Annotated in this window: 23 protein-coding genes and 1 pseudogene; 11 read left to right on the top strand and 13 right to left on the bottom strand. The window is 67.1% G+C overall.

The annotated features are described in order from the left end of the window. The first annotated feature begins 131 nt into the window (after positions 1–131). Positions 132–1,412: a response regulator gene (locus F467_RS0100855; protein ID WP_018137899.1), complete on the top strand. Its 1,281-nt coding sequence runs from the start codon at positions 132–134 to the stop codon at positions 1,410–1,412. 82 nt (positions 1,413–1,494) lie between these two features. Here the strand turns inward: F467_RS0100855 and F467_RS0100850 are convergent, their stop codons facing one another. Further along, complete coding sequence (locus tag F467_RS0100850) at positions 1,495–2,274, bottom strand: dienelactone hydrolase family protein (RefSeq protein WP_018137900.1); 780 nt, start codon at positions 2,272–2,274, stop codon at positions 1,495–1,497. Between the two features lie 159 nt (positions 2,275–2,433). On the opposite strand from F467_RS0100850, the gene F467_RS0100845 reads away from it, so the two are divergent. The 4 genes from F467_RS0100845 to F467_RS0100830 all read left to right on the top strand — a co-directional run bounded on the left by F467_RS0100845 (position 2,434) and on the right by F467_RS0100830 (position 5,491). Further along, positions 2,434–3,315 carry an HDOD domain-containing protein gene (locus F467_RS0100845; RefSeq protein WP_018174916.1) on the top strand — a complete coding sequence of 294 codons (882 nt, stop codon included), beginning with the start codon at positions 2,434–2,436 and terminating at the stop codon, positions 3,313–3,315. A gap of 36 nt (positions 3,316–3,351) precedes the next feature. Continuing rightward, positions 3,352–3,924: a Slp family lipoprotein gene (locus F467_RS0100840; RefSeq protein WP_018137902.1), complete on the top strand. Its 573-nt coding sequence runs from the start codon at positions 3,352–3,354 to the stop codon at positions 3,922–3,924. Then, complete coding sequence (locus F467_RS0100835) at positions 3,905–4,420, top strand: Slp family lipoprotein (protein ID WP_081601190.1); 516 nt, start codon at positions 3,905–3,907, stop codon at positions 4,418–4,420. Before F467_RS0100840 ends, F467_RS0100835 begins: the two co-directional genes overlap by 20 nt. 72 nt (positions 4,421–4,492) lie before the next feature. Continuing rightward, positions 4,493–5,491 carry a zinc-binding dehydrogenase gene (locus tag F467_RS0100830; protein WP_018137904.1) on the top strand — a complete coding sequence of 333 codons (999 nt, stop codon included), beginning with the start codon at positions 4,493–4,495 and terminating at the stop codon, positions 5,489–5,491. 1 nt (position 5,492) lies between these two features. Here the strand turns inward: F467_RS0100830 and F467_RS0100825 are convergent, their stop codons facing one another. From F467_RS0100825 to F467_RS0100810, 4 genes are all read right to left on the bottom strand, one after another. Continuing rightward, positions 5,493–6,707, bottom strand: a complete 1,215-nt coding sequence (locus F467_RS0100825) for a TraB/GumN family protein (RefSeq protein WP_018137905.1) — start codon at positions 6,705–6,707, stop codon at positions 5,493–5,495. Between the two features lie 82 nt (positions 6,708–6,789). Then, positions 6,790–7,932 (bottom strand): hypothetical protein, encoded by a 1,143-nt coding sequence (locus tag F467_RS0100820; RefSeq protein WP_018137906.1) that lies wholly within the window; start codon positions 7,930–7,932, stop codon positions 6,790–6,792. Beyond that, positions 7,932–9,299 (bottom strand): adenylate/guanylate cyclase domain-containing protein, encoded by a 1,368-nt coding sequence (locus tag F467_RS0100815; RefSeq protein WP_018137907.1) that lies wholly within the window; start codon positions 9,297–9,299, stop codon positions 7,932–7,934. The genes F467_RS0100820 and F467_RS0100815 overlap by 1 nt, the downstream gene beginning before the upstream one ends. 26 nt (positions 9,300–9,325) lie before the next feature. After that, entirely contained in the window at positions 9,326–10,159 is an 834-nt protein-coding gene (locus F467_RS0100810; RefSeq protein WP_018137908.1) for an inositol monophosphatase family protein, read from the bottom strand. Positions 10,160–10,219: 60 nt separating this feature from the next. On the opposite strand from F467_RS0100810, the gene F467_RS0100805 reads away from it, so the two are divergent. Then, positions 10,220–10,573, top strand: a complete 354-nt coding sequence (locus tag F467_RS0100805) for a DUF3301 domain-containing protein (protein WP_018137909.1) — start codon at positions 10,220–10,222, stop codon at positions 10,571–10,573. After that, positions 10,570–11,511 carry a hydrogen peroxide-inducible genes activator gene (locus tag F467_RS0100800; RefSeq protein ID WP_018137910.1) on the top strand — a complete coding sequence of 314 codons (942 nt, stop codon included), beginning with the start codon at positions 10,570–10,572 and terminating at the stop codon, positions 11,509–11,511. The genes F467_RS0100805 and F467_RS0100800 overlap by 4 nt, the downstream gene beginning before the upstream one ends. A 19-nt stretch (positions 11,512–11,530) precedes the next feature. Here F467_RS0100800 and F467_RS0100795 read toward each other — a convergent pair whose 3' ends face one another. Then, positions 11,531–12,454, bottom strand: coding sequence for a GGDEF domain-containing protein (locus F467_RS0100795; protein WP_018137911.1), 924 nt, complete (start codon positions 12,452–12,454; stop codon positions 11,531–11,533). A 259-nt stretch (positions 12,455–12,713) separates the two neighbouring features. Between F467_RS0100795 and F467_RS0100790 the strand changes: the two genes are divergently transcribed. Next, complete coding sequence (locus tag F467_RS0100790) at positions 12,714–14,621, top strand: ATP-binding cassette domain-containing protein (RefSeq protein WP_018137912.1); 1,908 nt, start codon at positions 12,714–12,716, stop codon at positions 14,619–14,621. Positions 14,622–14,696: 75 nt separating this feature from the next. Further along, positions 14,697–14,993 (top strand): hypothetical protein, encoded by a 297-nt coding sequence (locus F467_RS0100785; RefSeq protein ID WP_012983699.1) that lies wholly within the window; start codon positions 14,697–14,699, stop codon positions 14,991–14,993. Positions 14,994–15,112: 119 nt separating this feature from the next. Here the strand turns inward: F467_RS0100785 and fliL are convergent, their stop codons facing one another. Further along, on the bottom strand, positions 15,113–15,511 hold the full coding sequence (fliL, locus tag F467_RS0100780) for a flagellar basal body-associated protein FliL (protein ID WP_018137913.1): 399 nt from the start codon (positions 15,509–15,511) through the stop codon (positions 15,113–15,115). Next, positions 15,508–16,344 (bottom strand): zinc-dependent peptidase, encoded by an 837-nt coding sequence (locus F467_RS0100775; protein WP_018137914.1) that lies wholly within the window; start codon positions 16,342–16,344, stop codon positions 15,508–15,510. The genes fliL and F467_RS0100775 overlap by 4 nt, the downstream gene beginning before the upstream one ends. 211 nt (positions 16,345–16,555) lie before the next feature. On the opposite strand from F467_RS0100775, the gene F467_RS0100770 reads away from it, so the two are divergent. Both F467_RS0100770 and F467_RS0100765 read left to right on the top strand, forming a co-directional pair. Further along, on the top strand, positions 16,556–16,918 hold the full coding sequence (locus F467_RS0100770; RefSeq protein ID WP_018137915.1) for a hypothetical protein: 363 nt from the start codon (positions 16,556–16,558) through the stop codon (positions 16,916–16,918). Between the two features lie 90 nt (positions 16,919–17,008). Next, entirely contained in the window at positions 17,009–17,425 is a 417-nt protein-coding gene (locus tag F467_RS0100765; RefSeq protein WP_018137916.1) for an ABZJ_00895 family protein, read from the top strand. Here F467_RS0100765 and F467_RS0100760 read toward each other — a convergent pair. The 5 genes and pseudogenes from F467_RS0100760 to F467_RS0100740 all read right to left on the bottom strand — a co-directional run bounded on the left by F467_RS0100760 (position 17,422) and on the right by F467_RS0100740 (position 20,929). Next, positions 17,422–19,107, bottom strand: coding sequence for an alpha/beta-hydrolase family protein (locus F467_RS0100760; RefSeq protein ID WP_018137917.1), 1,686 nt, complete (start codon positions 19,105–19,107; stop codon positions 17,422–17,424). The two genes, F467_RS0100765 and F467_RS0100760, sit on opposite strands and share 4 nt — an antisense overlap. A gap of 96 nt (positions 19,108–19,203) precedes the next feature. Continuing rightward, entirely contained in the window at positions 19,204–19,623 is a 420-nt protein-coding gene (locus tag F467_RS0100755) for a hypothetical protein (RefSeq protein WP_018137918.1), read from the bottom strand. 171 nt (positions 19,624–19,794) lie between these two features. Then, positions 19,795–20,109: pseudogene (locus F467_RS13270) on the bottom strand (DUF302 domain-containing protein); the annotation flags it as partial. Between the two features lie 270 nt (positions 20,110–20,379). Further along, positions 20,380–20,547 carry a hypothetical protein gene (locus F467_RS13710; protein ID WP_018138890.1) on the bottom strand — a complete coding sequence of 56 codons (168 nt, stop codon included), beginning with the start codon at positions 20,545–20,547 and terminating at the stop codon, positions 20,380–20,382. 19 nt (positions 20,548–20,566) lie between these two features. Next, positions 20,567–20,929, bottom strand: coding sequence for a group 1 truncated hemoglobin (locus F467_RS0100740; protein ID WP_018138891.1), 363 nt, complete (start codon positions 20,927–20,929; stop codon positions 20,567–20,569). Positions 20,930–20,942: the final 13 nt, after the last annotated feature.

The raw sequence follows: 20,942 nt of genomic DNA, 5'->3' as shown, positions 1-20,942 counted from the left end.
AACGTGACCCGGTTCTCGCCGGGCCGCAGCGTGCGCTGGCGCCGGGCCGGGCGCATGCGTAACCTTCAGAGCGGGACTTGAGTCCGGCCGTGCAGGGGAGCGCGGTACGTGACGTGCCCCGGGGGGCTTTGATGACTGAACAACAATCGGCAACGACCCGCACCGCCATTCTGGTAGTGGATGATTCCAAGGTGATCCGGATCGCCCTGCAGCGCATCCTGCAGGGTGAGCGTGTGGTCTACGAGGCGGCGGACGGCGAAGAGGCCTGGTCGCTCCTGCAGCGCAATGCCGATATCGGTCTGGTGCTGACGGACCTGTCTATGCCGGGCCTGGATGGCCAGGACCTGCTGCTGCGGATTCGCGATGGTGCCGAAGGGCTCCCGGCCGATCTTCCGGTGGCCATCATCACCGGTCAGGAGAGCGACGAGGAAGCCAGTCGCGAATGGCTGCAACTGGGCGCCAACGCTGTGTTGATGAAACCCTTTGTGCCCGGTCGCGTGCGCGAGGTGGTCAATGATCTGCTGCCGCTGACTACAGGGGGTGGCGGCGACCAGCTCCTGCGGCAGGAAGTGGACCGGCTGCGTCGCGAGTTGATGCTACGCCAGCAATCCGCCAGTGAGCGCGAGGCGCAGCGCGAGATCGAACGCCTGCGCACCGCGCTGAGCGAGGCGCGCGATGAGGCGACGGCCGCCTTGCAGCGCGCCGAGGAAAGCGAAGGCCAGCTCGCCGAGCTGCAGGCGGCCGAGCTGATCGCGGGCGAAGATCCGGGCGAGGAGACGGCCACTCCGGACTCGTCCGAGCGGGTCGAGGAGCTAGAAGTACTACGTGCCCGCGTGCGCGAGTTCGAGAACGAGAATATCCGGCTGGACCACGAGCTGGTCGAGCTGGACCGCTTGCGCGAGACCGTGCAGAAGGAGCGGGATCAGGCCCTGGAAGAGGCGTCCCGGCTGCGTCAGGAGCGCAATCAGCAGTGTGAGCGTGCCGCCGCAGCCGAGCGGGCACGGGCCGACCTGGAGGCCCGCTGTTCGGAGCAGGACGGCTCCTCCTCGGCCCTTGCTGAACGGCTGGCCCGTCGTGAGCAGGAACTGGAGGAGTCGCGCGAACGCAATCAGACTCTGCGAGCCCGCATCCGCGAATTGGAGCTGGGGTCGGCGACGTCTCTTTCGGGGCAGGAACGTGACGCCCCCGCTGCGCGCGGGGAGGCGCATGAACCGCTGGTGGCCCGTGCCAACGAACCGATGTCGCCCGCACCGGCGATGGCGGCCGATACGCCCGCGGCCAGGCCTTCATCGCGCAAGCGCCGCAGTCGTCCGGCGCCTTCTCGCGGCTGGCGCTGGCTGAAGCTGGCGATCCTGGTCATGGTGGCCGTGGTGGTGGGGCTTGGGACCCTGATCTTTTTCCGCAACTTCTGACCGGATCGGCGGGGCCGGGTAGCGTAAATCGAGCGTGGCGGGCAACGGGCCCGCCACGCTCGAGCAGTGCCAGATACTCGAACTACATGCGTTCCAGGGCGCTCAGCAGGTGCTTCCACGAGTCGCGGTCAGCCCGCTCGTCGTAGCCCACCGGCATGTCGAACTTCTCGGCGATCTCGTCGGCCCCGGGGTTGGTGAAACTGTGCACCACACCGGAGAAGTCGACAAAGGTATAGGTGGCCTCGGCGTTATCCATCTCCTCGCGGAAGTCCGCCACCTGCTCCGGCGGGACCATCGGGTCGGCCGCACCGTTGAAGACCAGGACTTCCGCCGTGACGTCGCCCGCACTCGCCGGGTGGTCAGTCACCAGTGCGCCATGGAAGCTGGCAACCAGGGCCAGGTCCATTCCGGCACGCGCGGCCTCCAGCACCACCGTGCCGCCGAAGCAGTAGCCCACCGCCGCCAGCGCCTGGTCGGCTGTGGCATCGTGCTCCTTGAGCCAGTCATGGGCGGCCTCGAAGCGGCCCAGCATCAGGTCGCGGTTGCCGCGAATCTGTCCGGCGAACTCTCCCGCCTCGGATGGGTGGTCGGCTCTCTTGCCGCTGCCGTACATGTCCAGTGCGAAGGCGGCATAGCCCTCGCGTGCCAGTTGCTCGGCCCGGTCGCGGGCGTATTCGTTGTGGCCCCACCATTCATGGACCACCAGGACGCCCGGGTGGGGGCCGTCGCTGTCGGGGTAGGCGAGATAGCCGGTCATCTCCTCGCCATCATGATCGTAGGTGACCTCCTCGGTCTGGATGCCGGCCAGCGCCAGGCCGGGGAGGGTAAAGGCCAGTAGTGCAGCGGTCAGTCGAAACGCCATGGGACAACCTCCGTTGTGGGGTGCAAGCAACAATTAGTGATCCGAGTACCTGATTATGGTTCGTTCCGCCGCGATTTGCCCGGGCTTCGTTTCCCTGGCGGGGGGCATGGGGCTACAGTAGATACAGCGGGGCGTGCGGCCCTGTTGTGGAGAACCAGGATGTCCGAGATGCACGCAACGGAAAGCCTCGAGGCGCGCGTCCAGTCGGCCGACAAGCTGCTGGCGATGCCGCAGGTCGTGTTCGAAGTCGCGCGCCTGCTGGAGGATGACAACAGTACACCGGGACAGATCGCCGCAACCCTGGGGCGGGACCCCGGTCTGGTGGCCCTCGTTCTGCGCCTGGCCAACAGCCCGGCGTATGCACAGACGCGCAGCGTCGATACCGTGGAACGCGCGGTGAACCTGCTCGGACGCGACACCCTCAAGCGTCTGGTCGTGGCCGGTGCGATCACCCGCGCGACCGGCCGCATCCCCGACCAGGAGCGTCTGCCGCTGGAGGTGTTCTGGCGCCATTCCGCCTACTGTGCGGTCATCGCCCGCCACCTGGCTGACCGCGTCCTGCCGCGCCAGGCCGGTAGCGTGTTTCTCGCCGGGCTGCTGCATGATCTGGGCAAGCTCTTGCTGTTCACCCAGTCGCCGGAGGCGGCGCACCGCGCATTTCTCTCCAGCCTGGATATCGGGGCGGGGCCCAGTCCGCAGCGGGCCGAGCGCGAGCAGCTGGGTTTCGATCACGCGGAACTGGGCGGGGCGCTGGCCGCCCACTGGGGACTGCCGGAGGGGCTGGTGGCCTGTGTGGCTGGGCACCACCACCCGCAGTCAGCGCCCGAGGGGCACCGGTTGGCGGTGATGCTGGTGCATCTTGCCAATACCGGGGCCCACCTGGCCGAGATTGACTCGCGCGACTGGGCCGATGCCCCACCGGTGGACGAGGATGTCTGGCAGGCCGTCGGGCTGGAGCCGGAGGACCTGCTGCGGGCCGTGGAGGCGGCCCAGCACGAGATCGTGGATGTCGAGGCGCTTTGTGCGTCAGGCCCGGAGTGACGCGAACCTTGATGCGCTGCGGGCGGTCCTAGAGGCATGAACCTTCTGCGTCACTTTTCTGCGCTGACCGGCTTGCTGCTGGGCGGGTTGCTCGTGGGCTGTGCGAGTATCCCCGAAGGGATCGAGCCCCTGCCGGAGGAGCCCCTGACCCGCGCCGAGGTCCTGGCCGACCCCGAGGCGACCAAGGGCCAGGCCGTGGTCTGGGGCGGTGTCATTGCAAAGGTCGAGAACACCCGGGACGGCACCCGGCTCGAGGTGGTGGCGCGCCCGCTCAATCGCGAGGCTCGTCCGCGCGAGGTCGACCAGTCGGAGGGCCGGTTCCGTGCCTATATCGACGACTTCCTCGATCCCCAGGTGTACGCGGAGGGGCGCGAGGTCACGGTGCGCGGCCGGCTGGATGGCATAGAGGACGGCTCAATTGGCGAGTTCGACTATCGCTTCGTCCGTATCGACGCACAGACGGTACACCTGTGGGCCAAGCGCCCCCCGCCGCGCGATCCGTATTACTACGACCCTTGGGGCCCGCCGGGCTATATGGGCCCGTACTGGCGGCCGCACCCCTACCACTGGCGTCACGACCCCTGGCGATATGATCCCTGGTACTGGTAACGCATGGCGCACCCGGGTCGCTGCGCTGGTGCTGGTGTTTGCGCCGGTGCTGCTGGCGGGTTGCGCCTCCGGCCCGCTGGACATCCCCGATGCGGTGGGTGATCCGGTGCCCCCGCGCAGCGTGACGGCTGACAATCTGCCCGCCGAGGACCAGGTCTGGGGCGGGGTGATTGCCCGCGTCGACAACCGTGCGGACAGTACGGTGCTAGAGGTGGTCAGCTACCCGCTGCAGCGCCAGGAGCCGCAGACACGACAGGCGAATACGGGGCGTTTTCGCCTCAAGCTCGATGGTTTTGCCGATCCGGTCGACTACCGCCCGGGACGCCGCGTTACGGCGGTGGGGACGGTCTCGGGGACCGAGGAGGGCTCGATCGGGCAGCTGGCCTATGTCTTCCCGCTGCTGGATGCCTACTCGGTCCACCTGTGGCCGGACCCGGAACCCCCGAGGCCGTCGTCGGGCGTGCGTTTCGGGATCGGCATCGGGATCGGGCTCTAGTGTGCCGCTGGCAAGACTTCCTGACGCGGTCTCAAAATCCAAAAGGCATGTTCAAGCACGAGGAGTCGCTCGATGCGAGCAATTGTTTTCGACGCGCCCGGTGGGGCGGATGTCCTGCAACTGAAGGAAGTCCCCGAGCCCGAGCTTGAAGGGACTGAAGACGTAAAGATTCGGCTGCTGGCGGCCGGCGTGAACCCCGTCGACACCAAGGTTCGGGCACGGGGCATGCTGGTGCCAGGGGCACCACGTAACACGCCCGGCTGTGACGGTGTCGGCGTGGTCGAGTCCTGCGCCAGCGGTGTGCGCCATGTCCGCCCGGGGCAGCGCGTGGCCTTCTGCTTTGGTGGCGTGGGGGCGGACCCGGGTACCTATGCCGAGCAGGTGGTGGTCCCGGAGGCGGCCGTGGTGCCGGTACCGGCCGCGGTGACGGACCTGCAGGCCGCGGCTTTGCCGCTGACCTGGCTCACGGCCTGGGAGGCATTGTTCGAGCGCGCCGATCTGCAGCGTGGACAGACCGTACTGGTGCATGCCGCTGCAGGCGGGGTGGGGCAGATGGCCGTGCAGATCGCGCGCGCGGCCGGGGCCCGGGTCCTGGGGCTGGTGCGTCGCGAAGAGGCGCAGCGCCTGGTCACCAGCCTGGGCGGCGACGTGGTCGACCTGACCCGGCCCGACGCCGGGGAGTCGATCCGGGGCTACACCGACGGGCGCGGTTTCGACATCGTGCTGGACACCGTGGGCGGGCCGGTCTTCCGCGATGGGCTGGCACAGGTGGCCTACGGCGGTGATCTGGTGACCCTGCTGGCGCCGCCGGATGACGTCGACTGGAACGCGGCGCGCCTGCGCAACCCCAGTATCAGCCTGGAGCTGATGCTGACCCCGATGCTGGAAGGGGATCGCCGGCGCCTGAAGCACCAGGCCACGCTGGTGGCCGAGGGGCTCGCGCGCCTGGCCAGCGGGCGGCTGCAGGTCAACGTGGAGGACAGCCTGCCGCTGGCCGAGGCGGCCGAGGCGCACCGGCGTATCGAGGCCGGCGGGCGTCGCGGCAAGCTGGTGCTGCGGATCCCGGAGTAGGTCAGCTACCGAACAGGTGGCTGAATACGCGTGCACCGCCGATATAGGTGCCGGCCGCGGAGCCGAGCGTCGTCAGCAGGAAGACCAGCAGCACGCGCGAGACCCGGTTGCGCCACCAGCCCCTCGGGGTGGTGGTGTCCTGGCGCAGGCGGGCAAAGTCGTCGACCCGCGGTTTGCGCAGAAACAGCTCGGCCGCGGCCGCGACGAAGCCTACCCCGATGGTCGGGTTCAGCGAGGTCAGGGGTGCGGCCAGCGCCGCTGTGACCACGGTCAGCGGATGCGCGAGCGCGATAATCGCGCCAATGGCGGCCAGGCCGCCGTTGATCATCACCCAGTCCATCACCATCTGCAGGCCGATGTCCGGATTGCGCAGGAAACCGATCACGAAGCCGGTCAGGATCACGGCGACGATCACCCACGGCAGGACCTTGGGCCAGCGTGCCTTGGGCGGTGATTGGTCGAGGGAGTCCAGGATGGCGTCGGGCGGCGTCAGTTCGTCTTCCGCTTGGGTTGCGATCCCGGACAGGTGCCCGGCACCGACCACGGCGAGGATGCGGCGGTGGTTGCCGGACGCGGCCAGGCGCCGCAGGTGGGCCGCCATGTACTGGTCGCGCTCGTGGATCAGCGTGCGATAGAGGTCCTCCGACTGTTCGGCGAATTCGCTGAAGGTGGACTCCAGCATGTCGCCTTCCTTCAGCCGTTCGATCTCCGATTCGTCGATCTTCTCGCGCGACAGGACCGAGCCGAACAGCCCGCCGATCAGCCCCATGCGCTGCCACCAGGGCACCGCGCGGTAGGTGCGGCGTAGCGTCAGGCCGAGGTCGCGGTCGATCAGCGCCAGCGGCAGCCCGCCATCCAGGGCTGCGTCCATCGCCGCGCGCATCTCGGCCCCCGGCTCGATCCCGTACTGTTCCGCCAGGCGCTGCTGATAGGCCCCCAGCGCGAGGCTCGCGGCGATCATCGGGGCCTGCCCCTGGCGCATCACACTGAACAGGTCCATGCGCCCGACCGCGTCGGGATCCAGCATCGCGCGCTGGCGGCTCTCGCACAGTTCGATGGCCACCGCGTCGAACTCGCCGGTGTCCACGAGGGCACGCACCTTGTCGGCGCTGGCGCGGGAGACATGCGCGGTGCCCAGCACAACGACCTCGGTACTGCCCAGTTGCAGGACTCGGTGGGGTTCGTCGGTGATCAGGTCGTGGACAGAAGCACTCATCGCAGGGGGTGGTTCCGGTTAGGCGGGCGCGGCAATCCTAGCAGGGTCGCCGCATGGGGACGACCTGGCAGCCTGCCAGATCTCAGGACTCCGGCTCCTCGTCCCCCTCGGCATCCTCGGTGTCGGGGATGGGGAAGGCCTCCGGATCGACCGGCGCCGGGGCCTCGGGGATGCGCAGGGTGTCAAGACGTTCAAGTACGCGCAGGGCCCGCTCGCGCGCGGTGGCCAGCCCGGAATGACTGGGGGCCAGCGCAAGTCCTTCTTCCCAGGTGTCGACCGCCTCCTGGATCTGGCCGGCCGTGTACTGGCGGCGGCCCTCTTCCAGCAGGTGCTCGGCGCGCTGGTCGCGCTGTTCGCGCCACTCGTCGCACAGGGAGATGCGTGCTCGCTGGGCGGCCTGGTCGGGGCCGGAGGCATCTTCGTCCAGCCGGATGTCGCCACTACGGCACCACTGAGCCGCCCGCTGCAATTCGCCGGCCTGCAGTGCCTGACGCAACTGCGCGTTGATCGCGGACAGGCGCTCGGCCTCCTCTTCGCGGTCCTTGTCTTCTTCGCGTGTGCGCATCTCCTCCTGGAGTTCGCGGATGCGGGTGGCCCGTTCGCTGACCGGGGATAAATCCTGTGCCAGGCGCAACAGCTCCAGGCGCTCGCGGCCATCGCTGTCGTCGGCATACTGCTCCAGGGCCTTGGCCAGGGCGGGGGCGCGTTCGCTCAGGGCGTCCGGGTCTGCGGGCAGTTGACCGGTATCCGGAACCAGGGGGCGCATGATCTCCAGCAGGCGGAGTTGCTGAACCAGGTTGCGGGCCTCAAGGACATCGTGGCGCTGCTGCAGGGTGCGCAGACCGACCTGGCGCTGGCGCTCCAGCTGGTCAATGAAGCGGGCACGCTCCTCGCTTTCGGGCAGGCGGGAGTCGGCGTCCTCCAGGATCCCCAGGGCCTCTGCGACCGCGCCCTCGGCGGAAACAGCCCGTGCTTTCTTCATGGCCTGCTCTGCTGCCTCTTGCGCCATGATCTCGATCTGCTCTCGGCGCGAGGTCCATTCGGCGGCTGGCTCGGGGTCGTGCTCGTTGATCAGCTCCAGGGCGCGCTGGTACTCGCCTTCCTCGACGGCGGCTTCGATCTGGTCTTCCGCCGTCATGAAGGGCTGCATGCCGGCGCAGCCCTGGAAAAAAAGCAGAGCGAGGGCGGCCAGCAGCAGGCCCGGTCGCGCGCCGTGGAGCCGCATCAATGGGTGTCCGCCACCGCGAGGATACGAATGACCTCGGCGGGTTCGCTGACGCCGTGTAACTCGTGCGTCCCCCAGTGTTCGGTTTCAAACTGCCCTTTCACCTGCTCATGCTCCATGAAGCACTGCGTGGTTACCATGCCGGCGGATGGCGCGACCGTGACCAGGCGGGCCGCCACGTTGACGGTGTCGCCGACCACGGTGAATTGCATGCGGTCCTGCGCGCCCATGTTGCCGGCCAGCATCTCGCCCGCGTTCAAGCCAATGCGGAATTCGACGCGTTCCTCGCCCCGGGCCTCGCGTTCAGCGTTGATCGCGGCGACCGTTTCCAGCAACGCGAGCCCGGTTCGTGCGGCCGTCTGGCGATGGTTCTCGTCACCGCCGAGGCCAAACACCGCCATGGTACAGTCGCCCATGTACTTGTCTACCGTCCCACCGTGACGGGCAATACATTCCGCCATCGGACCGAAGAATTCATTCAGCATGCGGCCGAGTTCTTCCGGGGTGCAGCGCTCCGACAGCGCGGTATAGCCCTTGATGTCGGCGAACAGCACCGAGCCCTCGACCGCCCGTCCTCCGAGCTCGATCCGGTCGAGATTCTCCAGGATGTCCTGCGCGATCGCGTCGGAGACATAACGGCGCAGGGCCGATTCGACCTGGTCCTTGCGCAGCAGGTCCTGGGCCATGTTGTTGAAGGCGTCGGTCAGCTGGGCGATCTCGTCCTCGTGCACCATCGGCACGGGTCGCCCATGTTCGTCGACGGGATGACGTATGCGCTCGCGCATGGCATGTGCCAGGCGCTCCAGCGGGCGCACCAGGCGCTTGCTGATGTCGATTGCCAGGATCAGGCTGAGCAGAAAGACCCCGATCGCTGTCGCAATCCCCGCATTGATGGTGTTGCGGATCAGTTCCTGCATGGGGGTCGTGTCGATGTGCGCCTCGATGTACCCGACCTGTACATCCTGGAAGTACACCTCGCGCTGGTAGGGCTCTACCGGAACGGCGAGTGGCCACACGCCTTCGCTGATGCCTCCCCCGGGGGAGGGTGGGGTGCCGGCCGAGGCGATCACGCCGCGGTCGATGGCGTAGGCGGTGACCGATTCGACGCGACCGTCCTCGACCAGCGAGTTCAGCAGGGTCTCCAGGGTCAGATAGTCCTCGGCCAGCATCAGCTCGGCCGAGGTGCGGGCGACGGGTGCCAGGGTCAGCTCGGCCTGGGCCTGGATCTGGTTGTTGAGGACATTGGTGACCTGGTTCAGCACCACCACCGAAAGGGTGCCGATGCCCAGCAGGGTGAGGATGGCGACGACCGCGACGATCTTCCAGGCGATGGGGAGATAGCGTGGAGTGAAATCCCCCGCCGACAAGCGCCCGTTGTTTGATTTTCTGGATTTCACGATTGAGAGGCCATGGAGGGCATTCGGTGTGGGGAGGTCCATGCCCGCCATTGATCGAACAACGCGGCCGAACGGGCCGCGATGGCCGAGCGCTTGTTCAGGGAGCGGCCAAACGCCGCCTCGCCCTCGAGGTTGCTCATTGTGCCGCCGGCGCGGGCCAGCATCAGCGTTCCGGCGGCGCTGTCCCACAGGGCCTGCCCGCCGTGCAGATACAGATCGGCGCGCCCGGCCGCCAGCCAGGCCCATTCCAGGGCGCAGGCCCCCAGGTTGCGCTGCGAGCGGTACGGGGCGTTAGTGGCCATGGCCGCCGCCAAGTCGGGGGCCAGGCGCTTGTAGTCGACCAGGGCGATGGCCTTGTCCAGGCGGCTGGCCGGGGCGCGGGCGGCTGCCGGGGGGGGCGCATCGTTTAGCAGCAGGGGTCCGTCTTCGCGTGCGGTAAAGAGTTCGTCCCGTACCGGGTCGTAGGTCGCGCCATGGGTGACGCGGTCGTCTTCGATGCGCGCAATGGAGATCGCGAAAAAGGGCATGCCGCCGGCGAAGTTACTGGTGCCGTCCAGCGGGTCGACCAGCCAGAAGGCGGGTGCCTCGTCGAGTACGCGGGCCTGCTCCTGCCGCGATTGCTCCTCGCTCAATACGGGTTCGCCTGCGATCGCGGTCCCCAGCAGGTCGCGAAGTCGTGCATCGACGGCATGGTCGGCCTGGGTGATCACCGAGCCATCGGCCTTGTAGTCCACCGCGATCCCGGCCTCGAAGCGAGGTAGCAGCTCGCTCTGGCCAACAGAACGGAGCTCTCCGGCGAGTTGATTGAATGCGTTTGTGCTGATGGACATGGGGCGTCGAGTGCAGGGTGGTCGTCGGCAAGAAACGGAATGTGGGTATCATACCCGTCCATGACGGCTTTGCTGATAATCCTAGCCCTGGTTCTGGTGGCCTTTTACGTGAACGACTCCTGGCGCACCCACGAACGGGTGCGCCAGATCGCGCGCCGCAGTTGCGAGCAGGCCGGTGTGCAGTTGCTGGATGGCAGCGTGGTACGCACGCGCCAGTCCATTCGGCGCCGGCCCGGAGGCCTGGCCTGGTGGCGGCAATACCGCTTTGAATTCGCCACCGACGGGGCCAGCCGACATGTGGGCGAGATCTCGCTGGATGGCCGTCGTCTGCGCCAGGTCACCCTCGACCTGCCCGATGACGGGCGCCTGGTGGATGGCGATGGCGGTGCGGGGCATCGGGGCCCCGAACGATGACGCTGAGCGAGTTGCGCTATGTCGTTGCGGTGGCCGACCAGCGTCATTTTGGTCGGGCGGCCGAGGCTTGTCATGTCAGTCAGCCGTCTTTGTCCGTCGCCATTCGCAAACTTGAAGATGAACTGGGGGTTACCCTGTTCGAGCGCGGCCGTGGCGAGGTCAGCGTGACCCCGGCCGGCGAGCAAGTCGTGACCCAGGCCCGCCGGGTGCTGACCGAGGTGGAGCATCTGCGTGCGGTGGCGGTGCAGAGTCAGGACCAGCTGGCGGGGCCTTTGCGGCTCGGGGCCATCTACACCATTGGTCCGTACCTGCTGCCCGAGCTGATCCCGGTGCTGCGCGAGCGCGCGCCCAGAATGCCGCTGGTGATCGAGGAGAACTACACCGACCGATTGCGCGAGCGGCTGAAGCACGGCGAACTGGACGCGATCATCATTTCGTTGCCGTTCGAAGAGCCGGGGGTGGTCACGCTGCCGCTGTACGACGAGCCCTTCGTCGCGGTGCTGCCGGGCGGCCACCCCCTGCAGGACAAGAAGACGCTGACCCTCGAGGACATGGCGGATGCGACCTTGCTGATGCTCGGTGCCGGGCACTGCTTCCGTGATCAGGTGCTGGAACGCTGCCCCGCCTGCCAGAGGACGGTTACGGCCGATGGCAGTACGCCGCGCAATATGGAGGGGTCCTCACTGGAGACCATTCGCCATATGGTGGCCTCGGGTATGGGCGTGACCATTCTGCCGTGTACTGCGGTGGGGGCCGATCGCTACGCCCAGCGCCTGCTGGCCGTGCGTCGATTCGAGGACCCGGCCCCCAGCCGCCGGGTGGCGCTGGCCTGGCGTACCAGTTTTCCGCGGCCGGAGGCGATCGAGGCCCTGCGCCAGGCCATCCTGGCCACGGCGCTTACCTGTGTGGATTTTATTCAGCCTGGCGCGAACCCCTGAGTCCAGCTTCGGCCGGGGGTCAGTTGCCCGCCAGGACGCGGTTGCGCCCGGACTGCTTGGCAGCGTATAGCGCCTCGTCGGCCTTCTGGTAGAGGGCCTGCAGCGTCGTGTGGCGGCCCACGCTCGCGACCCCGATGCTGGCCGTGACCTTGACTACGCCCTCGCTTTGCAGGGCTGATGCATCATCGGCGGTCGCGGTGGCGCGGATACTCGCAATCGCCGTGCGGATGCGTTCCGCGCACTCCATGGCGCAGGCCAGGTCGGCCCCCGGCAAGACGGCCAGGAATTCCTCTCCGCCCATACGCACCAGCAGATCGGACTGCCGTGTGGCCGTACGCAGCGTGTCCGCTACGCGGCGCAGTAGCTCGTCGCCCACCGCATGGCCGTAGTCGTCATTGATGCGCTTGAAGTGGTCCAGGTCGATGGCCAGCACGGACAGTGGGCGGTCCTGGCGGCGGCAGTCGGCCAGCCATTTGGCGCCCTGGATCTCGAAGGCACGACGGTTGCCCAGCCCCGTGAGTTCGTCGCTCTCCAGGTTGGACATCAGCCGCCGGAACCGGTGGGCATTGTGCAGGGCGGGGGCGGCCAGCCCGAGCAGCGCCTCGATCTGCTGCTGTTCCGCGTCGCTGAAGCGGCGTCCGCGCATCAGGATCAAGGAGCCCATGGTGACGCCGTTGTAGCTGAGCCCGTATTCGATGCGGTGACGGTCATCCTCGCCGCCCGACCACGACTGGTCTTCGTTGTCGGTGTAGAAGATCCATCCGGAATGCTGCAGGAGGGTGTGGAGCTGCTCTTGCAGGCGCTGAAGGACGGCGTCGAATTCCAGTGTCGCGGTCAGGGACTGGACGAAGGCCAGCGCGTCAAATGGGGCCTCGGGGTGCTCGGTGGATTTCCCCTTGCCCGATACCAGGCGCAGATTCCCTGCGTTTCCGTCGCGATTCATGGCCGCCTCGCCGTATCCAAAAGTCTTGGGCTTAAGCTGAAGCGAATTTTGTGCCATTTAGTAAAAAAGATTATAAACAATGTGATGCGTTTATTGTCTTTCTTGGGGTGACGGAAAATCGGCGCCTTTCTGCCGGGGTGGCAAGGCAAGGCCGCCCCGGGCGGCAAGGGGTGGCAATAAATTGACGCATGGGTCAGGAGGGGGCTTTGAACTCGCACTGTCATGTGTGCGCGGGTAACCGTTTCCCTACACTACGCTCATGATCCGACTCTCCGATATCGAGCTGCGGCGTGGCCGGCAGGTGCTGCTGCAGCACAGCGACCTGACTGTTCACGCCGGCTGGCGCGTAGGGCTTACCGGGGCGAATGGCTGCGGCAAGTCCTCGTTGCTGGCCGCGTTGCAGGGCGAGCTCTCCGTGGATGCCGGCCATGTCGATGTGCCGGCGGAGTGGGTGGTCGCCCACCTCCCGCAGGAGGTCCCGGGCAGCCCCCGTCGAGCGGTCGACTACGTACTCGATGGCGATGCCGAGCTGCGCGAGCTGGAGCGCCAGCTGGAGTCGGTCGAGGACGGCGCGGAACACGCGCAGCTGTATGCGGCCATCGATGCGGTCGATGGCTGGTCCGCCGAGGCCCGCGCGCGCCGCCTGCTGGCCGGTCTCGGGTTTGCGCCGGAGGATGCCGATCGTCCGATGAGCGACTTTTCCGGTGGCTGGCGGATGCGGCTCGGCCTGGGGCGAACCCTGATGACCCGGTCGGACCTCCTGCTGCTGGACGAGCCGACCAACCACCTCGACATGGAGGCCATCGTCTGGCTGGAGGGCTGGCTGGCGCGCTATCCGGGCACCGTAATCGTGATCGCCCACGACCGGCGTTTCCTTGATGCGGTAGTCACACACATCGCGCATATCGAGCGCGGACGGATCGAGCTTTACAGCGGGGGTTACACCCAGGCCGAGAAACGACGCGCGGAGGTCGCGGCACAAAGCGAGGCGGCGGCCGCGAAGGTCGCCGCCGAGCGCGCGCACCTGGAGGACTTCGTGCGCCGTTTCCGCGCCAAGGCGAGCAAGGCGCGCCAGGCCCAGAGCCGGCTGAAGCGCCTCGAGCGGCTGGATGAGGTCGCGGTGATTCGCGCCGCGCGCCCGATCCACCTGGAGATCCCGACCCCGGGGCGTCTGCCCGATCCTCTGCTGGCGCTGGAGGCGGCGGCGGTCTGCGACGGCGAGACCTGCCGCCTGCGGGCGACCGACCTGCGGCTGCGCCCGGAGGATCGTATCGGCGTGCTGGGACCCAACGGCGCCGGGAAATCGACACTGCTGTCCCTGCTCGCAGGCGCGCTTGCCCCGACGGCGGGTGAGCGGCGCGTCGACCCCAGCCTGCGGGTGGGCTACTTCGCCCAGCATCAGCGCGAGCAGCTGGATCTTGCGGCCTCGCCCCTGACCCATATGACGCGGCTGGATGCCGCCGCACCGGAACAGCGCCTGCGTGATTTCCTGGGCGGCATGGGGTTTCCCGGCGAGCGTGCGGACGACCCCGTCGGGCAGTGCTCCGGCGGCGAGCGGGTGCGTCTGGTGCTGGCGATGCTCATCTGGCAGGCGCCCGCGCTGTTGCTGCTCGACGAGCCGACCAACCACCTGGACCTCGACATGCGCGAGGCCCTGGCGGAGGCGTTGGAGAACTATGCCGGCGGGCTGGTCGTGGTGGCACACGATCGCGAACTGCTGGCGCGTGTCTGCGACCGTTTCTGGCGGGTCGAGGAGGGCTGTCTGACCGAGTTTGACGGCGATCTGGATGACTACGCGCGCGAGCTGCAGCGCGAACGGGAGACGCCGGACGCCTCCGCGCCATCGGCGTCGCGCGCGCCGGAAGCGCCGCGTTCGCAGAAGGAGCGCCGCCAGCAGGCCGCTCAGGCACGCGCGGCGCTGCGTCCACTGCAAAAGCGGGCCGATACGGCGGAGCAGGCCTGTGGCGAGTTGCAGCAGCGGCTGGAGGCGATCGAAGGCGAGCTGGCCGATCCCGCGCTGTACACCGGAGATGCCACGGGCCGGCTGGCCGAGCTGACCCGTGAGCAGGGCGAGTTGCGTGCGCGCCTGGAGAACGCCGAGGCCGAATGGATGGAGGCGCTGGAGGCACTTGAGTCAGCGCGCGGGGATTCTGTGGGCCAGGTCTAATGCCCGAGCCTTGCACTCGGGTATTCGGGGGTCTATACAGAAGAGTGAATACACCGGCACGAGGAGTCATTCGCAATGAATGCACAGGAACTCAATCGTCGTTGTGTCGAACTCTTTCAGCACCCGGATGCACAACTGCACTGCTGGCATCCCCGGATGTTCTGGGAGACCCACATGGTGGAGAACCCGAAGCCGGAGGATCTGCAGCAGCCGAAGGTGGACCTGCGTGAGCTCGAGGTGCTGCTGGCCGAGGCCACGCACCAGGATTCACAGTGTGCTGCCGAGCTGGAGCAGGAAGAACCTGGCCGGGCGACCCTGATCCGGCACATGGTCGAGCGTGGCGAGATGCCACTGCTGCACCGGCCGCACTGATCTTGGCAGGATGAACTGGGTCCCTGGCGGGACCCCGGCCCGGTCCTCCGTCGGGCAGCTTGGGCCCCGGCAGATCTTGGCTGCCGGGGTCTCCTTTGTTTGGCCGGTGGCGCGCGTTACTACTGGCGGATGAAGTCCGAGAAGTACAGGGCCTCGATGCGCGGGGCGCCGGTCAGTTCCTCCAGCAGCTCGTTGAGCTCTTCCATCGCCTCCTGGCGCAAGTCCTCGCGGGCCGCGCTGCCGCGCAGGCTGTCGGGTGAGCGCCCTCCCAGGATGCGAATGAGCCGGTCCCGCACGGCCGGAATATGTCCACGAATCTCGCGGGCGTCACCCATCTCCGCAGCCTCGAGTTGAATCTTGGCCTGCAGGTAACGGGCGCGGTCGGAGGATTCCATGTTGACCACCACGGGTTCCAGGGTCACGTAGCGGCTGTCGAGGTCATCGACAGCGACAGCGCTGCCGGGGATCATCCACCAAAGCATGGCGAGCAGGAAAAGGCTTGGCGACAGGGTCTTCATGCGGAGATCTCGTGTGGCAAGTGGGTCCCTTGCGTGGCGATGGCCGCCGCGCGACGGTGTGGTTCCTGGCGATAATATCGGGCCAGATGATCATAGACCGCCGGCAGGGCCTCGCGCAGCCCTTGCGGCTCGAAGAAGAAGGCCTCTGCGGCCACGGCCAGGAATTCCTCCGGCGCGGTCGCGGCGTACGGATCCAGCGGCAGCTGGTCTTCCGGGGTGTCGTTCTCCACGGCCTCGACAAACGCCTCGTAGGCCGCGGTGAAGTCGCGGGTCCAGTCCTCGGCCGAGTGATCGCGCGCGAGTGGCGGAAAGCCGTTCACGTCGCCGTTACCGGCATCCAGAACGTGGGTCATCTCGTGCACCACCACGGCACCATCGCGAACGACATCGGCCCAGGACAGGATGACGGGCCCGCGCTCCCAGGCCTCGCCGGACTGTGGCATGGCCCCCTGATGCACGATGCCGTCCTCGTCCACCCATTCGTGCTCCGGCACGAAGGTGTCCGGATACAGCACCAGTGTGCGCCAGTCGCGATAGGGGGCGAGCCCCAGCTCCAGGACCGGTAGTGCCGCGTAGGCCGCGATCATGCGGCACTGGCCGGGGGTCGGCTCGGACTCGATGCCCACAAACTCGCGGGTGCCCAACAGCTCTTCGACCAGCCCCTTCAGGCGTTCGGTCTCTTCGGGCGTGAGCGTCGCGATGAACGGAACCTGGCGGCGCAGGGTCTCCCATTCATCGGGGCCGAGCGGCACACGGCCGCTATGGCCAGTCGCAAAGGGCTCGATCAGCCGCTTGAGCAGGCCGCGCAACGGATAATGGGGCGTGTCGTGCATGCCGACATCGTCGCACGTTTTATGTGCGGGGTGCCGCGTGGACGGATTCGGCGTGGCCCGGGGGAGGGGCAGGGCGGCTGGCGGCTATCGAAGGTATCGGGCTTCCTGTCCGCTGCGGGCGGCGGTGTGACGTGAAAGGGATGTTCTGTGCCAGAATCAATCGTTCGGGCGGCCCGTATGGCTGCCACAGGCAAGCGATGGAGTGGAGTGGATGCGCAAGCAAGCAGGAATCGTGGCGGGGCTGCTGGTGGCGGCCCTGTGGGTGCCCTTTGTGGCCGCGGATGAGGTCCATACGGTCGCGCAGCTGAGTCAGGCGCCGGCCGAACTCGAGGGTGAATCGGTGCGCCTGGAGGGCATCGTCGGCCAGGTCAACGAGGACATCATGGGGGTGAACTTCATCCACTTCGTGGACGGAACCGGCAACGAGGGTGACTACATCACGATTACATCCACCGAGTTGCCGGAGGTCGGCGACCGCGTTTCGGTGATGGGGACGCTGGTGCTGGAGCGTGACTTCGGCGCGGGCTATACCTATCCCGTGCTCATCGAGGACGCCGAGTTTACCGAGAGGTAGCAACGCGCCCTGATCGCGGGGCCAGAGTATTTCAGATGTCATTCGGGCCGCACAGGATGGTGCGGCCAACGCACACCCAGGGAGGGGATCATGTCCATCAAGAATCTGCTGACGCGGTTTGTACTGCTTTATTTCTCGCTGTCGATTGCGGCAATGGTGGTGATTGCGTATTTCGAGCTGGAGGAGCTCGGTACGCCACTTGGCATTGCGATACTCATGCTGGCGGTCATGTGGCCGTGCGAGGCCTTCGGGCGCAGGAACGGGCGCTATCTGTCGCGCTCCGAGAAGTGGCGGGTGATTGCGGTGATGGTGGCCGTGCTCTTGGGTACGCAACTTCCCGTTGCATTTCTGCTGGTATGGGCCGAAGGCAACGCACTGGACCCCGTGTTCCTCGGAATTTTGGGTGTTGTTGCGCTGTTGTACGCGGGATGCGTGGCGGGCGCGGTCAGCATCACCGGCCGCAATCTCCGCAAGCGCGGCCTGATTCCACAGGGGGCTTCCGACTAGTCGGCCAGGTGGCGCTTCAGCCACTGGAGCTCGTCTTCCGACCACTCCGTGGCTGTCACCGCCTGCCAGCTGTCGATGTAGTGCTCGGTGGCATAGACATGTCCGTAGCCGCGCGGTGCGGCATCGCCGATGGCCACGTCCACGGCCAGCTGCAGCATGGTGACCACCGGGTACCAGGTCAGGTCCGGCGAGACATCCGGGCCACGTGGCGACTGCATCCATTCGGGTTTGCGGTACAGCGCCTGTGGCTCGAAGAAGGTGATCGGGTCGCTTGCGTACTGCAGGTAGACGATGCGCATCGGGCCCCAGGAGGCGCCGGGGATGTCCAGATGATTCTCCTGATTGGTGAAGCGCACCACCGAGCTGTCGCGAAAACGCGGTAGCCAGGCCGGGGAATCCGGCTGGCGCTGGCGCGTGATGTCGCGCCAGGTCTCGCTGCGGAAGGGCGGCCCCGCCCACAGGGCACCGTTGAACGGGTCGCCGATCACGTCGTAGAGGTCCGCCGCGCGCTCGGAGTTCAGTGCGCCCAGGCTCAGGCCATAGAGGTACAGCTCCGGACGCGAGTCCTCTGGGAGCTGTTTCCAGTAGCTGTAGATCTCCGCGAATACGGCCTGGGCCGTCTCGTGACCGTACTGGGACTCCGACATCAGCGACAGCCAGCTCGGCAGGTAGGAGTACTGCACGGCGACGGTTGCGATGTCGCCGTTATGCAGGTATTCCACCGGCGCGATCGCGCGGTTGTCCACCCAGCCGCGCCCGGTGGGAGTGGCCAGGATCAGGACCGAACGGTCGAAAGCGTCCACCCGCAATAGCTCCTGCAGGGCCAGGCGGGCCCGTTCCTCGATTTCCTCGGCCGCATTCAGTCCGACGTATACCCGAATCGGGTCAAAGGCCTCTTCACCGGTGAAGTCCGCGATGTCGGCCGCGACCGGGGCGTCACCGATGAAGCGCTGGCCCTGGCGACCCAGGCCCTCTTCCCAGGAGATCAGCGACTCGGTACTGCCCGTTCGGGAGGGGTTGGTTGGCTGCTCGGCCCCGGGGTACTCGCGTACGTCGAACTGCTGGAAGCTGCGATCGGCGGTGCGCAGGCCGTATTCCAGGACGACGCCGTCGATTACGGCCCAGAATACTGCCGCGGCCGCCACCACGCCGATCACGTTCGACAGCCGGCGCGGGATGAAGCGCCGCAGGTGCTGCGCGAGAAACCGCACCAGCAACTGGAACAGTCGCCCGACAGCTAGGGTCGCGGCGAACACGGCCGCGGCGATCAGCCCCAGGCGGACCGGGAAGCCTCCGTCCACCGGCTCCTGATCCATCAACTCGCGGATGGTGTTCTGCCACTCGGTGGCCTGCCACAGAAACATCAGCACGATCAGTGCGGCCCCGCCTCCGGCGATCAGCACCAGTGTGTTGTGCACGCGCTCGCTGGGCTCGGGCAGCTCCAGGTAGGACCACAGCCAGTGGAAAAACACGCCCAGCCCGTAGCCCGCGGCCAGCGACAGCCCGGACAGGACGCCCTGCACGTCGTCGGTACGCGGGATCAGACTCGGGGTCAGCGAGGCGGCGAAAAACAGCGTGGCCAGGATCAGCCCCGGGATCGACAGCGACCCCAGGACACGTGTGGCCCAGCCGGGCCAGATGAAGCGCCGCAGGCGGGTTTGCAGACGGGCGACGACCGACATCGCGTATGCGGTTCCTTCGCGGGTGGAAAGCTTCATCCTGTCTGGCCCGCGAGACGGGTTCAAGTCTCCGTGACGAAGCCCCGTTTGCTCCGAGAACTACTGACCGTTCTGGCGCTGCGCGAAAGCATGTCGCTGGCGAAAGCGAAAGGCCGCTTCGACCATGCGCAGGGCCACACCGAACAGGGCCACCTGCAGCAGCAGGCCTCCTGTCGCCGCCCCGGCCGCCAGGCCGGTGGCCAGCCCGAGTGCCATCAGCAGCATCAGGAGCGTGGCGGCGATGCGGCTGCGCAGCCAGCCGCCGATGACGGCCAGCAGTGCGACCACTGTTCCCTCCATCATCGTCGGGGTGTGCTGCATCAGCAGGCCGAGTGCGACGACGACCGCACCGGCCAGCGCCAGCACCCAGCCGGCGGCCCGGGCCAGGCGCTGTGCCTTTTCCACTCCGTCGACCGCCTGCAGCAGAAGCCAGAGGTCGGCGCCGGCCCCGGCCCAGTGGCGAGAACGTGAGTGTGTCATCGCGACAGCGTACAACGCGAAAGTGACGGTTCTGTGACAGGCAGTTTGCGCAATCAAACCGGCATCTCCTCAAGGGTCATTCCGGCTGGCGGGTCTCCGGACGGTCTCTGTCCGGAGACCCATGCCCGCGGCCAGGCGTGGGCCACCCCGCCGCGGATTGCTGGTGTGTGGCTACGGCGCATTGCCTTGCGGGCGCGGGCCCAGGGCATGGTCCAGCAGCGCCTCGAAGGCCGGCTCGGCGCGTTCCACTGCCCGCTCCAGGCTCGGGTGCGGTTGTAGTGTGGTCATGAATTTGGGGTGCAGTATGGACAGCTTGGTGACGTCGTCTTCCTCGTACAGCCCGATATGGCCGCAGGGCATCATCGCGCCGACGTGCATCCCGGCATCCAGGATGTCGGGCCCCAGGGGCAGATAGCAGACCTTCAGGGCCGTGATGTCGCCACCGGCCAGGCCAAACTCGGCCAGAAAGATCCAGTCCTCCTCGTTCTAGGGAGACGCTGATTTAATCGCGCGTCCGCGCTCGAGTCGCTTTTGCGTGCGAACAAGGCGCGGTGACTGCCGTGCAGTCATTCTGCACAAGGGAGCCGCAACGCCGTGCGCGCGCAAAAGCGGCCGAGCCCCTTTGGGGTTGGTGCCCCCTGTTCCCCGATCCTGCGTTGCGCCGCTTGCGGGTAGAACCACTACCCGCTGCACGACGCGCCTTGTCTCGGAAAACAGGGGGCACCAACGCGGACGTGCGATTAAATCAGCGTCTCCCTAGGCAAACTCGCGGACGGTCCGCGCCAGTTCCTCGCGCGGTTGCTCGGTGTCGCGAATGATGAAGTGGTCGTCGGGTTCGGCTGCAATCGCCGGGGCGGTCAGGGCCAGGGTCGCGGCGACTGCGACCGACAGCGCAAGGCCTGTGAAGGGTGAATAGGTCTTCATGGTTCGTTCCTCCGGGATGTCAGACCCGCACGATCTCGGGCTTTAGCGACCAGGAGATCATCAGCAGTTCTTCCTTCTCGCGCTGGCCGACCCCATGTTCGTCCAGGGCCTCGACGATGTCGTCGACCACCGCGACGAATTCCTCTTCGCTGATGTTCATGCCGCGATGGGTGGTCAGCATGTCGCGTCCGCTGTAGGCCTGCGGGCCGCCGGTGCCGTTGCAGATAAATTCGGTCACCAGGCGAATCACGTCATCGCGATCCGTGTTGGCGTAGCGGTTGCGGATGGTGGCGTTCTGCGTGTGCTTGTCGAAGATGGTCGTGGCGAGTTCGCGGATGCGCGTCTCGCCGCCCAGGCGTTCGTAGAGACTTGTGTCGGTCATGATGAATCCTCCT

Origin of the sequence: Thioalkalivibrio sp. ALJ12 (assembly GCF_000378305.1) — a bacterium.
Classification (GTDB): domain Bacteria; phylum Pseudomonadota; class Gammaproteobacteria; order Ectothiorhodospirales; family Ectothiorhodospiraceae; genus Thioalkalivibrio.
Note: the sequence above shows the minus strand (reverse complement) of the source record. Positions and strands in the feature narration are given on the sequence as shown.